This window comes from Streptomyces sp. NPDC005263 (genome assembly GCF_042872365.1).
Taxonomy (GTDB): Bacteria; Actinomycetota; Actinomycetes; order Streptomycetales; family Streptomycetaceae; genus Streptomyces.
The window spans coordinates 149425-161743 of record NZ_JBIAKJ010000002.1; the positions used below are offsets into that span (position 1 = coordinate 149425).

A 12319-nucleotide genomic window follows, 5' to 3' on the forward strand; every position below is an offset into this window, starting at 1 on the left:
ACTCGATCGCTGTCCGGCAGGAAAGTGTGCCGATCATAGAGGCTGCCCCATGACCCTTCCAGCCGCTGACCAGTGTCCCGGAACAACCTGCCCTTCTGACAGATCGTTTCTGCTCGGACCTTGGACGTGTTCTGCAGGCGCCTGACCAGTTGTGACGTTCCGTGAACGGTTCCCCGGTGTGGCATCTGACGGTCCTTCGGACTTCTCACCCGTCTGGTGCAGATAAACAGGGCTCTATAGAACAAAAGCACACAATATGGACGCGGTGTCCTGTGAACCGTTTCCGGAGGTCCCTGTGCCGCGTCCGTTTCCGCGCCCCCGACTGCGCAGCACCGCGGCCGTGTTCACCACCCTGTCGGCCCTCGCGGCGACCTCCCTCGTGACCGGCCCGTCGGTCGCGGAACCGTTCCCGGCGGCGCCCTGCGCCCTGCAGCGCACCGAGGCCCACCACTCGGAGGGCGTGGGCACCTGGAACTCCGCGTATCCGCGTCCGACCCGCGAGCTGGACGCGGTGATGGTCTTCCTGTCCTTCCCGGACTCGGCACCGCTGACCACCCCTGACCAGCTCGCCGCCGACCACTTCCCGGCCACCAGCCGTTTCTTCCAGCGCGCCTCCTACGGCCGGTTCACCCTGCGCCCGCACCCGCTGCGGCACTGGATCCGGATGCCCCGGGCGTCGACGTCGTACGTCATGCGGCGCGACTGGAGCGCCTCGCACCGGGCCGCCTACCTGCGCGACGCGCTCGCCGCGGCCGACGCGCAGGTCGACTTCTCGCGCTACGACGTCGTGTACTTCGTCGCCGATCCGGACGCGCCCGGGGTGGACTCGGACGCGACGAAGGTGGTGAACATGGACACCCCGCTGCGGGCCGACGGGACGGACATCCGGCGGGTCGTGACGGTGTTCGAGCAGCACCCGCCGGACCGGCTGGTTCTCGCCCATGAGACCGGGCACGTCTTCGATCTGCCGGACCTGTACCACCGGCCGGCGGACGGCAAGGGCGACTGGGACACGTTCGTCGGCGACTGGGATCTGATGGGCAGCCAGTTCGGGCTGGCGCCGGATCTGTTCGGCTGGCACAAGTGGAAGCTGGGCTGGCTGGAGTCCAGGCAGGTGACGTGCGTACAGCGGAGCGGGCCGACGTGGCTGACCCTGGAGCCGCTCGGCGCGGGCCCGGGGGCGCCGGCCGTGGGCTCCGCCGGGGCCCCCGCCTTCGGGCTGGGCAGTGGGACCAAGCTCGCGGTCGTCCGTACCGGAGTCGACAGCGCGCTCGCCTTCGAGGTGCGCGGGCCGGTGGGCAACGACACGGCGGCCTGCCGGCCGGGCGTCCTCGTCTACCGGGTGAGCGGCACGGCGGAGTCCGGCCGTGGACCGGTCGAGGTGATCGACGCCCATCCGCGCACCGACGCCTGCTGGGAGACCTCCGTCTACCCACCCCTCGCGGACGCCCCGGTCGCCCTGGGCGAGAGCTTCAGAGTGCCCGGCGAGAACGTCCTCGTGGAGGCGGAGGGCCGCACGGCCTCCGGGGCCTGGACGGTGAAGATCACGGTCGGCTGATCGCCTGGCAGCCATGCGGCTCGCCCGGCCTGCGGTCACAGAGCCCCGCTCGACCTGCGGTCCCCTGCCCCCTCGACCGGGGCTCACATCCCCGCCGGCCCAGAGGCCGCGCCCCTCACCCCACGCCCACAGGACCGGCGAAAAGGGGGGTGTGGGTGGCAAAGCCCCCACAACGCGCGGCGAAGCCGCGCAAAAACAACGATGGCGAGACCGGTTCGCGTTTTCCGCGAACATGCCTCGCCATCGCCAACGTGCGCCGCCAGGGACTCGAACCCCGGACCCGCTGATTAAGAGTCAGCTGCTCTAACCAACTGAGCTAGCGGCGCCTGCTGACGTCGTAGACCTTAGCACCCTGATCGGCGGGAGGAAAAATCGATATCCGTACGGCCGCACGGGCCGCCCGGACGGCTGCCCAGAGCAGGATTTCCGGGCCAGGCAGCCAGGGGTGACGGGTGTCCGGGGCGACCAGCCAGCGTGACTCGGGGCGGCCCGGGGAGCCGTCGGTGGCCATCGGTGCGGGGAGGGTCACCGCGTCGCCGTTGCCGTGGCACAGCAGGGGTGGGATGGCTCCGGTGCGGCCGGACTCCTCCCAGTGCAGCAGTGAGGGCAGTCGCTGTGCCGTGCCGGGCGCGGCGAACAGCAGCATGCGGCCCCGGAACGCCGCGACCGGTCCCGATCCCGGGCCTTCCGCCCACAGCCGGTCGACCATGCGGCGCCCGAAGACGGCGGGCGCGCCGACCACGTCGAAGGTGGAGCCGCAGGGCAGGACGACCGGCGCGTCCGGCTGCTCCTCCCAGAGCGCCAGGGTGCTGCGCGGGTACGTCCCGGCGGAGGCGAGCCAGGCGGCGCCCTCCGGCGTCGCGCCCGAGACGTCGGAGCGGGCGGAGAGGGGCTGCTCGCGTGTGCTGCTCATGACCCATAGATCTACAGGGCGTGAGTGTGCGGTTCCTGAGGGTTGCCGGAAATCGGGACGGGAGGGGCGGTGAGGGGGTATCTTGCCCGCCACTTGCCCGCCTGGCATATGCCCGCACTCATCTCGGTGAGGTGCCTCACACAGGGTCGGCGGAGCCCGGGCCCTCGGTGCCGCTCCGCATCAGGTCGCGTCCGAACTCGACCATCTTCTTCGCGTAGTCCTCGGTCCACTCGGCCCGCGCGGCGATGTCCGCCGGGGTCAGCCGGTCGAAGCGGCGGGGGTCGGCCAGCTGGGCCGCGGCGATCGCCTGGAACTCCATGGCGCGGTCGGTCGCCGCCCGGAACGCGTGCGTCAGCTCGGTCGCACGGGCCAGCAGCGCGCGGGGGTCGTCGATCGACTCCAGATCGAAGAAGTGCTCCGGATCTGCGGCCGCCTGCGCGGGCTCGAAGAGCAGGGGCGCGGGGCGTAGCCGCGGTTCGTTCCGACGCGGCGTGGGCTCCGCCATGTCTTCTCCTCCTCGTACGTCACGGATGACCCGTCTCGGCTAGGGCCACCGTCCATTCTCTCGCGCCCGCGCAAGTACGCCGGGCGCTTCGACCGTGATCGGCCGGGCGCCGCCGGTGCCGTGCTGGTCAGGGCTTCCAGGTCACCCGGTGTTCGGTCAGATGTGCGAGTACCGCATGGTTGGCTTCCCATCCGTCCGGGAACTTCACCACCGTTCCCAGCTGGACCGGTTCCGTCGACGGGTAGTCGTCCAGGAGGTCGGTGACGCCGGCTCGGCAGACGACGATGCAGGCGTGCCGGTGGCGGGAGGCCAGCACGCACAGGCGGCCGGTTTCCAGATGGAACGCGGTGGCGTCGGGGCGGCCGGACAGCGGGTGGAGGACGACGGTGACGTCGAACTCGCGGCCCTGGAGGCGGTTCGCCGTGTCGACGGTGACGTCCGTGACGCCGAGTTCGGTGAGCGCCGCGCGGACCGCCGCCGCCTGGTCGCGGTGGGCCGTGCCGACGGCGACCCGGTCGGCGGTCAGCGGAACCGGGTCGGGTCCGCGTTCCGACGTGGCCGCGCCGCCCCGGTCCAGCAGCCGGCGTACGACCGTGGCCACGGCCCGGACCGCTTCGGGGTCCGTCCGCGGGGTGTGCCGCGCGGGCAGCTCCAGCAGGCCCCAGCCCGACCGGGCGGCCTCGTCGATCACCTGGTCGGGGCCCGACCCGTCGGAGGGGACCGCGAAGGCGAGACGGCGGTCGTCGTGGTCCGTGCCGCTGCGGAAGGGGGTGTAGGGATAGAACGCGTCGGAGACCAGCGGCGCGGCCGACGCCGGGAGCCGCCAGGACACCGGCAGGCGGTGCTGCGGCAGCTCGGGGTTGTGCGCGAGCAGGGTCGTCACCGCGGAGGCCGAGGGGTCGTACGACAGGCCCGCCCACTGCTCGCTGCCGACGATCGCGAACGGGTCCAGCTGGCCCGGGTCGCCCACGAACAGCGCCCGCTCGAAGAGACCCGCCACGGCGAGCAGCGCGTCCGAACGCATCTGGTAGGCCTCGTCGACGATCGCGTGCCGCCACGGCTCGTCGACCTTCACATGCCCCCACTTGGCCGCCGTCGAGATCACCACCGCCAGCCCGCCGAGATCGCCCGCCTTCGACGACTTCCGTACGTTCGGCAGGTCGTCCAGCGCCTTGTCGTACGGGTCGCTGTCGCTGCTGTGCAGCCGTCCCACCGGAAGGTCGGGGTTCTTCTCGGCGAGCCGCAGCACCAGGTCGTCGACCTGGGCGTTGGTCTGCGCGACGACCATCAACGGCCGGCCGGCGTCGGCGAGTTCGAGTGCGGCACGGACGACGAGGGTGGACTTTCCGGCGCCCGGCGGGGAGTCGACGACGACACCGCGGTGGGTGCCGTGCAGGGTGTCGTGGAGGATCGCTCCGGTCGCGCGGGCCGCCAGGGCACCGGGGTCGAAGTCCCGAGGGGTCACAGGACGTCCTCCTGGGTCACGGGGTCGGGGTCGGGCACCGTCGCCTCGCCGGGCGGTCCTCCGTGTGTCCACGGGGTGTCCTCCGGGTCGGGCAGCTTCGCTCCGCCGCGCTGCTCGTGTTCGAAGAGGGTGAAGCAGAGCCGGTCGCCCTTCTCCGGCACGGATCCGGGCTCGGGCTCCTTGCCGCGGCCCATCTTGTCGACGATCCGCAGGACGATGACTCCCTCGTCTCCCTCGTCCTCCTGCCCGACGAACTCCGCCGCCTGCGGCTTGCCGCCCAGCGCCCGGTACACCCTGGCCCGCTCGCCCAGGTACGGCCGGTCGTCGGTGCGGACCGTGACCAGCGGGCGGGGGCTGGGCCGCTTGCCCTCGCTGTACGCCATCACGACGTCCGTGACCTCGCCCGCGAACGCCTCCCCGGCCAGTCGCCGTCCGGCCATCACCAGCGGGTCGTCCAGGGCCTCCTGGGCGTCCAGCCGGGCCTGCTCACGCTCCCGGGCGGCCAGCTTGTTCGCGGCGGTGACGGCGTCGTCGCGGCGCGGCTGCGGGGGCTCGCCGGCCAGCACGCGGTCGCGGTGCGCGGTGAACGACCAGCGGTCGCGGGTCCACCGCTCCTCGACGTGCGCGCCCTCCGGCAGCTCCCACAGCAGGTCCAGGCCCCGCCACACCGCGTCCCAGGTGGGGCGCGTCCGGCTCTCCACCAGGGTGCGCAGCTCGCGCTCGGCGGCGGTGAGGATGCCGAGCCGGTCGTCGGCCTGCGGGCCGTCCTCGGCGGCGGCGAGGGCGGTGCGGGCACGGTCGTAGCGCTCGATGGCGGGGGCCAGCAGCTGGTTGTCGAACGCCGGGTCGGTGGCCGGGCCGGCGGGCGGGCACACCAGCTGGCCGTCCGCGTCCCGGTGGAGTTCGGCCCGGAGCGCGGCGTCGGCGCCCAGGACGCCCTCGGGCGGATCGATCCAGGAGAGCAACGCGCCCAGGTGCTGGTCCTCCAGGGTGGACTGGCCCGTCGACCAGTGCCGGGCCAGTACGTCCGTCATGGCGAGCAGCAGCGAGGAGCCGGGCACCCGGGCACGCTCCCCGAAGTGGGTCAGCCACCGGCCGAGCAGGGGCAGCCGGGGCGGCGCGGGGTAGGGCGTCTCGGGGTCCTGTTCCGCCGTACGCCGAAAACGCATGGAGCGCCCCAGCAGCCGGACGAAGTCGACTCCCGCGCGGCTGGGCACGATCAGCTGCGGGGCGTCGGTGCACAGGTCCACCTCGACCTTGACCCGCTTGCCGGTCTCCGGGTCCGTCTCGGTGCGTTCGGCGGCCTCCACGGAATCGGCGTGGGCGTCGACGTACGGCAGGACGACGTCGGCCAGTTCGGCGAGGAACGCGAACCTGAGGTCGCGGTCGCGGGGCTGCGGTACGACCAGCAGCCGGGGGGCGTCCCGGTCGGTGCCCACCAGCGCGCCGAGCGGGGCACCGGCCTCACCGGCGGTGGTGAGCGGCACGAAGACGAGCGGCCGCTCGGACAGCCTCCGGTGCCGGACGGTCGCGGCGGGCTGGGCGCGGCCGGTGCTGACCGCTTCGAGGCGGGCCAGGGTGGCGATCAGTGACATGTGGCCCCCTGACGGCTGCCCAGCGCTTCCGCCCTCAGCTCGGCGGCTCTCCGGAGCGCGGCCACCGCCGGGTCGTCCGGGTCCCCGGCCTCCCCGCGGGCCGCCGCCAGGACGTCCTCGACGGTGCTGAGGCCGCCCAGTTCGGCGCGGACCGAGCGGCCCAGGGAGGTCACGGCGCCCGCGGTGCGGGACCGCTCGCGGCAGTGGAAGGCCAGCTCGCAGGCCGACAGGCACTCGGGTGCGTACGTCGCCGGGACCGCCTCGACGGCGGCCGTGAGCTCCTCGGCCGGCTGTTCGGGGGCGAAGCAGACGCCCTCGGGGAGGGCGTCGGCGATGTCCTGGAGGCGGGTCAGCCGGGCCAGCTGGCGGGCGGTCACCGCGCGCTGCTTGCGGATGTCGACCGCGGACGCGGTGGCCAGGTTGGAGAAGTCCTTCGGGCAGACCAGCAGCACCTGGTGACGCACCCGCGGCACCGGATCCAGGCGGGCGGCGACCTCCTCCAACGCCAGTACGTACACCGCGGACTGCCGGGCCGCGGCGCCGACCTTGGCCGGATCCGCGGAGCCGTCCAGCATCGGGAAGGACTTGATCTCCACGACCGTCCAGCTGCCGTCCGGGTGCACGACCACCGCGTCCGGCTCCAGGAAAGCGGGCGAACCGGCGACGTCGAGCGCCAGCATGGGGTGGTCGAGCAACGTCCAGCCGCCGGCCGCGGTCGCCTCACGCAGGGCGAGGGCCGTGCGCGCGGTGCGCCCTTCCGGGCCGATCGCGGTGAGTTCGGGCACCTGGGCGTGCGACGGCGGTTCGGCCCCCCGGTCCAGCTTCTCGTGCACCAGCCGCAGCAGCTCCGCGCCGCCGTCCGACTTGACCCGGGCCTCGAAGGCGTTGCCCCGGGTCAGGGCGAACTGCGACTGTCCGAAGGCCGACGGGGCGCCCAACGCGCTCGCCAGCGCCGTCTTGTTCACCCCGGCGCCGTCGAGGATCGCGCGCCGCTCGCACCCGGGGTTGGCGGCGAGCGCCGCCAGGGCGCGCGCGTCCAGGGCCTTCGCCGGGACGTCGGGACCGCGCAGCTCAGCGAGCCGGTGCCGGAGCGCCGTCTCCCGCGTCCGTGGGGGCGGCACTCGGCTCGACTCCGTCTGCGAACCGGGAATCACGCTGCCGTGGAATGTGCTCACCCGCGGAAGTCTGGCATCCGGCACTGACAATTGAGGCATGTGCGCCGGGAGCACCCCCGGAGACGACCGTGAAACGGGCCCGCAGTCGCGTCCCCGCACGCTCCGCGACCCGCGTGACGTAGGGCGCGAGAAGCAGCCCGGCGCCCATCACCGCCGCGCCCGCGACCGCGTCCAGGAAGTAGTGGTTCGCGGTGCCCATCACCACGATCGTCGTCACCAGCGGATAGACGACACCGGCGGTCTTCGCGGCCCGCGTCCCGCCGTGGCGCCACAGCATCACCCCGCACCACAGCGCCCAGCCCACGTGCAGACTCGGCATGGCCGCGTACTGGTTGGTCATACCGCCCATGCCGCGCGGGGCGCTCGCCTCGCCGCCCCACCAGCCGTACGAGCTGTACTGGGCCATGGTGTCCACGAAACCGTGGCTCTCGGAGAGCAGCCGGGGCGGGCAGGTCGGCAGCAGGGTGAAGCCGATCAGGCCGATGAAGGTGGACGTCATCAGCCAGGTGCGGGCCGCGCGGTAGCGCACGGCGTGCGACCTGAACAGCCAGACCAGGACGGCGGGCGTGACCACGTAGTGCAGCGAGGCGTACCAGAAGTCGGCCGGTACGCCCAGCCACGCCTCGCTGGTGAACAGCCGGTTGAGGGGGTGCTCGGCGTTGATGCGCAGGACCTTCTCGACCCGCAGGATCGTCAGACCGTGGTCGACGGCACCGCTGACATCGCCGCGCGCCAGCAGCCGCCCCGCCGTGTAGCAGGCGTACACCAGGAGGATCAACGGCAGCTCGGTCCACCAGCGCAACCGGGTGTCCGGGACCGCCTCGATGCCTGGTGTCACGGTCTGCGGCATCCGATCGCCCTCCCCCTTCGTCTCGCCCGCCCGGTGCTGTCGTTCCGGTCGTGCCACTTTACGGCGTATGCCCGCGCCCATGTGGAGCGGCCCCAGCCCTCAAAGACGCAGAGATCGCCCGCCGGGTTGCCGCCGCGGGGGGTGCGCCATGATGGGGGGACTCCACTGCCAGTTCCCCCGGAAAGGTCCCCCCATGGCACCGCGCCTCCTGCTCGCCCGGCACGGACAGACGCAGTGGTCGCTGTCCGGCAAGCACACCGGCAGGACCGATGTGCCGCTCCTGGAGGAGGGCCGACGCGGCGCCAAGCTGCTCGGGGAGCGCCTGCGCCGGGCACCGTTCGACGGTCTCGACGGGGTCGAGGTGCGCACCAGCCCGCTGGCACGCGCGCGGGAGACCTGCGAACTCGCCGGCTTCGGTGACCGGGCGAGCGGCTGGGACACGCTCATGGAGTGGGACTACGGCGCCTACGAGGGCCTGACCCCCGAGGAGATCCAGGCCCTGCGGCCCGGCTGGCTCATCTGGCGCGACGGCGTACCGGGGGGTGAGCCGCTCGCCGAGGTGACGGCCCGGGCGGACGAGGTGGTGGCCTGGGCCCGCCAGGCGGACCGGGACGTGCTGGTGTTCGCGCACGGGCACATACTGCGGTCCATCGGCGCGCGCTGGCTCGGTCTGCCGCTGGACTTCGCGGCGCGGATCCGGCTGAACCCGACGTCGCTGTCGGTGCTGGGCTGGGCGTACGGCGAACCGGCGATCGAGAGCTGGAACGACCTGGGGCACCTTTTCTGACGCCTCTCGCCCGCTCACGCGGTACGCGGCAACGAGCCGTGCCGCTCCAGGAACGTCGACACCCCCGACGCCCGTCGGTGCGGCCGCAGCACCCTCGCGGTGCCCGCCAGCATCGTCTGGATGCGTGACGACTGCACCTCCTTCAGCAGGTCCAGCACCTTCATGCCGGCCGCCGCGGCCTCGTCTGGGCTGCCGCCGCGCGCGAGGTCGTCCGCCAGTTCCGCCGTGTACAGGGCGATGTTCCTGGTGAAGTGCGGGTCCTGGAGCTGTGCCGCCCGACGCGCGTGCCGGGCCGCGCGGCGCCAGTCGCCCAGGGTCGACCAGCACTGCGCCTCCAGGCCCTCCAGTTCGGCCTCGCCGTAGAAGCTCATCCACTCGGGGTCGGCGTCCGAGGGGCCTCGCTCGAAGAGGGCCTGGGCGCGGGCCAGGGCCTGTTCGCAGCCGGTGCGGTCGGCGAGCCCGGCCCAGCCGCCCGCCTCGCGCAGCGCGAGCAGCGACATCAGCCGGGCGGAACCCAGGGGGCGCCCGACGCGTTGCGCGGCCTGGGCGGCGCGCACCGCCTCGCGCGGCCGGCCGGCGTCCCTGGCGAGGAACGCGGTGTTGCAGAAGGCGTGCGCCTCCAGGGCGTCGTCGCCGCTCACCCGGGCGGTCGCGAGGGCCTCCGCGTAGTGCGAGCGGGCGTCGTCGAAGCGTCCCGAGTCGTGGGCCAGCCAGCCCACCGAGATGGCCAGTTCACCGGCGCCCGAGTGGAGCCGTTCGGCGGTCCGCTGCCGGGTCACCCCGGCGTCCAGCAACGCGTACGCGGCGCGCAGAGGGGCGGCCGCGCGCCGGTAGAGGCCGTCGGCGCCGTGCCGGTCGTCCAGCAGCCGGATTCTGCGGACCGCCTCCTCGAGCGCGTTCGCGTGGCTCCCGCCGACCCTGCCGACCGGACGGCCCGCGGCCGCGGCGTCGAGGGCGAGCCCCAGGGGGCTCAGCGAGGCGGCGGCCACCGTGGCGCCTGAGCTGGTCATGAATGCGCGACGCAGCACGTCGCTCTCCTCGTTGTCGTGCGTCTCGTACGGGCTGTGTGCGCCGTACGAGTCCGGGGTGTCCTCGGTGTCATACGGCTCGTCCGCCCCTCGCGTCTCACCTGTGGCATATGCCGTATTCGTGGGGCCCGACGAGGGCGCGTCCTCGGGCGTGCGCGGCCGGCGTCCGCGTACGGACGAGCGGGTCGCGAACCCGAGGTCGGTGAGCGTGCGGCCCGGGAACATGTGCAGGAACACCCGTTCGTACGCGTAGTTGGGGCAGCGGATCTCGCCCGCCTCGACCCGGCCGACATAGCGCGCGTCGCAGCTCACCTGCTCGCCGATCTCGCGGGCTGCCCGCCGTACCGCCGCGGCGAACTCGGCCGGCGAGCGCTGGCCGCGCAACCGCCGGAACGCGAGGTTCGGCCGTGGCGGGCCGGGGGGCTGGGACGAGGTCACCGTTGACGACGCCATGGCCGGGTCCTCTCGTGCGAACCGTCGAACCATGCCGGAAGCGAGGTGGGACCGGGTGAGTGGTCCGCGTGACACCCTGTTTCCAGCGGGGCAAGAACGTACCTGCTGTGTGCGTCCCGCCACGCAGAGTTTGGTTGCAAACCGGATATCTCCTACTTGATCTGCCATGAACTGCCATCCTTTGCGGCGGACTTCGGCCGTAGCCGTTGACGTGTCGCCGCGTTGAACCCCGTGGACCGGGAGTCGCCCGCCTCCCGACCCGTTCGTTGGAGGAGGGTTTCGTGGTGGAGGCCGGGATGGAGATCAGTCAGAGCGTCGATCCGCGTACGTCGACCGTGGCCGGTGAGCCGCCTTCCCGCCCGGACAGCGCGTGCGATCTCGTCACGGTGCCGACGCGGCAGGGACTGGAGGCGGTCGACATCCTGCGCCGGGGGGTGGGCGACGCGGTGGGGCCGGTACTGCACGACGACGGCTGCGACACGCTGGGATTCCTGGTGCCGTCGGGGACCGCCGCGGCATGGGACGTGCCGGGGAGCACCTGTACGCAGACGGACGGGGGGCTGCGGCTGAGACCGTTGCTGCCCTCCGGAGAGGCCGACCTCGCGACGGATCCGGCGGTGCTGCGGGCGGCGCTGGGGGAGGCCGCGCGGTTGATCGAAGCGGTGGACAACTGCAGCTGACCCGGGGCCCTTCTGAGGGATGTCCGCGGAGTCGCGTCGACGTGAGCCGGTGAGCCCTCACCACCAGCACACCCGGTGTTGTCATGAGCTCGTTGAGCCGCCCCGTTCCGCGGGCCCCGATAATGGCGCAATGGGAAAGTCCAGGAAGCCCAGGCGCACCGGCGCCGCCGCCGAGACGCTCGTCGAGGCCGTCGACGGTGGGCTCGCCGAACTGATCCCCGACCGGGACCGGGCGCGGGCCTGGACCCTGCTCATCGACGGAGCCCCGCAGTCGCACGTCGACCTGGACGATCCGGCGTACCTGTCCTTCGAGTACCAGCGACGGCTCGGGCATGTGATCGACCTGGTGGCCCCGCCCGGCCGCCCCGTGCACGCCGTGCACCTCGGCGGCGGCGCGCTGACCCTGGCCCGGTATGTCGCCGCCACCCGCCCCCGCTCCACCCAGCAGGTCGTCGAGCGGGACGCGGCCCTGGTCCAACTCGTCCGCCGTCAACTGCCGGTGGCGCCCGCCGCGCGCATCCGGGTCAGGTCGACGGACGCCCGCGAAGGCCTCGCCAAGGTGCCCGACGGCTGGGCCGACCTCGTCATCGCCGATGTGTTCAGCGGGGCCCGCACCCCGGCCCACCTCACCTCGACCGAGTTCCTCGGTGAGGTCCGCCGGGCGCTGAAGCCGGACGGCTGTTACGCCGCGAACCTCGCCGACGGGCCGCCGCTGGCCCACCTGCGCGGGCAGATCGCCACCGCGGCGGCCTGTTTCCCGGAGCTCGCACTGGTCGCCGACCCGACGGTGCTGCGCGGCAAGCGCTTCGGCAACGCGGTTCTGGTCGCCGGCGGCCGGCCGCTCCCCCTCGCCGAACTCACCCGTCGTGCCGCCTCGGACCCGCACCCCGGGCGGGTCGAGCACGGCAGGTCGCTCACCGACTTCACGGGCGGGGCGCTACCGGTGACGGACGCGGTCGCCGTGGCGTCGCCCGCGCCACCGCCGTCCGCCTTCCGGTGACTCGGTAACCCCCCACGTCTGCGGCGGCCACCACGGGAGGCCGCACACCGATGATCGGCGTCGCCGCCGACCGGTCGTTTTCGCCCAGGCCAAGGGCTCGGGCGGGTTGTAGATCCACGGTCACGAAGGCCTTCGCCACCCGTAGATGATCACTGACCACCTAAAGGTGGTCAATCATGTCGATTACGTTTCGACAAATGAACGCAGCGGCTCTTGACGCCTGAGTGAACAGGGGCTGTTATGGCGCCATCGTGTTCGGTCAAGTTGATTTCTGGTCGATTGAGATCAGCTTTCAGTCAGTCTCACCCCC

11 protein-coding genes and 1 tRNA gene are annotated in these 12319 nt (G+C 72.8%); 4 read left to right on the top strand and 8 right to left on the bottom strand.

Annotation, left to right across the window (positions count from 1 at the left end; all coding sequences use genetic code 11):
* Window positions 1–295: 295 nt before the first annotated feature.
* Window positions 296–1558, top strand: a complete 1263-nt coding sequence (locus ACFYRY_RS08070; RefSeq protein ID WP_389141403.1) for a M6 family metalloprotease domain-containing protein — start codon at window positions 296–298, stop codon at window positions 1556–1558.
* Window positions 1559–1810: 252 nt separating this feature from the next.
* On the opposite strand, the gene ACFYRY_RS08075 is transcribed toward ACFYRY_RS08070, so the two are convergent.
* The 7 genes from ACFYRY_RS08075 to ACFYRY_RS08105 form a co-directional block, all read right to left on the bottom strand.
* Window positions 1811–1884, bottom strand: a tRNA-Lys gene (locus tag ACFYRY_RS08075).
* A complete protein-coding gene (locus ACFYRY_RS08080) occupies window positions 1875–2471 on the bottom strand; it encodes a bifunctional DNA primase/polymerase (protein WP_389141405.1) in 597 nt (198 codons plus the stop codon). Before ACFYRY_RS08080 ends, ACFYRY_RS08075 begins: the two co-directional genes overlap by 10 nt.
* Window positions 2472–2607: 136 nt before the next feature.
* Window positions 2608–2976, bottom strand: a complete 369-nt coding sequence (locus tag ACFYRY_RS08085) for a hypothetical protein (RefSeq protein WP_389141407.1) — start codon at window positions 2974–2976, stop codon at window positions 2608–2610.
* A gap of 127 nt (window positions 2977–3103) precedes the next feature.
* A complete protein-coding gene (locus ACFYRY_RS08090; RefSeq protein WP_389141409.1) occupies window positions 3104–4441 on the bottom strand; it encodes an AAA domain-containing protein in 1338 nt (445 codons plus the stop codon).
* Window positions 4438–6036 (bottom strand): hypothetical protein, encoded by a 1599-nt coding sequence (locus tag ACFYRY_RS08095; RefSeq protein ID WP_389141411.1) that lies wholly within the window; start codon window positions 6034–6036, stop codon window positions 4438–4440. The genes ACFYRY_RS08090 and ACFYRY_RS08095 overlap by 4 nt, the downstream gene beginning before the upstream one ends.
* Window positions 6027–7157, bottom strand: a complete 1131-nt coding sequence (locus ACFYRY_RS08100; RefSeq protein ID WP_389143642.1) for a hypothetical protein — start codon at window positions 7155–7157, stop codon at window positions 6027–6029. The genes ACFYRY_RS08095 and ACFYRY_RS08100 overlap by 10 nt, the downstream gene beginning before the upstream one ends.
* Window positions 7108–8061, bottom strand: a complete 954-nt coding sequence (locus tag ACFYRY_RS08105; RefSeq protein ID WP_389141413.1) for a phosphatase PAP2 family protein — start codon at window positions 8059–8061, stop codon at window positions 7108–7110. The genes ACFYRY_RS08100 and ACFYRY_RS08105 overlap by 50 nt, the downstream gene beginning before the upstream one ends.
* A gap of 193 nt (window positions 8062–8254) precedes the next feature.
* On the opposite strand from ACFYRY_RS08105, the gene ACFYRY_RS08110 reads away from it, so the two are divergent.
* Window positions 8255–8848 (top strand): histidine phosphatase family protein, encoded by a 594-nt coding sequence (locus tag ACFYRY_RS08110; protein WP_389141415.1) that lies wholly within the window; start codon window positions 8255–8257, stop codon window positions 8846–8848.
* A gap of 14 nt (window positions 8849–8862) precedes the next feature.
* Here ACFYRY_RS08110 and ACFYRY_RS08115 read toward each other — a convergent pair whose 3' ends face one another.
* The gene (locus tag ACFYRY_RS08115; RefSeq protein ID WP_389141417.1) at window positions 8863–10329 is read right to left on the bottom strand and encodes a tetratricopeptide repeat protein; all 1467 of its coding nucleotides are present in this window, start codon (window positions 10327–10329) and stop codon (window positions 8863–8865) included.
* A 281-nt stretch (window positions 10330–10610) separates the two neighbouring features.
* On the opposite strand from ACFYRY_RS08115, the gene ACFYRY_RS08120 reads away from it, so the two are divergent.
* Window positions 10611–11009: a hypothetical protein gene (locus tag ACFYRY_RS08120; protein ID WP_389141419.1), complete on the top strand. Its 399-nt coding sequence runs from the start codon at window positions 10611–10613 to the stop codon at window positions 11007–11009.
* Between the two features lie 130 nt (window positions 11010–11139).
* Complete coding sequence (locus tag ACFYRY_RS08125; protein WP_389141421.1) at window positions 11140–12009, top strand: spermidine synthase; 870 nt, start codon at window positions 11140–11142, stop codon at window positions 12007–12009.
* Window positions 12010–12319 lie beyond the last annotated feature (310 nt).

Excerpts from the sequence above, each read along its gene's own strand:
- ACFYRY_RS08085 (WP_389141407.1), bottom strand. The coding sequence starts at position 2,976 with ATGGCGGAGCCCACGCCGCGTCGGAACGAACCGCGGCTACGCCCCGCG.
- ACFYRY_RS08105 (WP_389141413.1), bottom strand. The coding sequence starts at position 8,061 with ATGCCGCAGACCGTGACACCAGGCATCGAGGCGGTCCCGGACACCCGG.
- ACFYRY_RS08115 (WP_389141417.1), bottom strand. The coding sequence starts at position 10,329 with ATGGCGTCGTCAACGGTGACCTCGTCCCAGCCCCCCGGCCCGCCACGG.
- ACFYRY_RS08110 (WP_389141415.1), top strand. The coding sequence starts at position 8,255 with ATGGCACCGCGCCTCCTGCTCGCCCGGCACGGACAGACGCAGTGGTCG.
- ACFYRY_RS08095 (WP_389141411.1), bottom strand. The coding sequence starts at position 6,036 with ATGTCACTGATCGCCACCCTGGCCCGCCTCGAAGCGGTCAGCACCGGC.
- ACFYRY_RS08080 (WP_389141405.1), bottom strand. The coding sequence starts at position 2,471 with ATGAGCAGCACACGCGAGCAGCCCCTCTCCGCCCGCTCCGACGTCTCG.
- ACFYRY_RS08125 (WP_389141421.1), top strand. The coding sequence starts at position 11,140 with ATGGGAAAGTCCAGGAAGCCCAGGCGCACCGGCGCCGCCGCCGAGACG.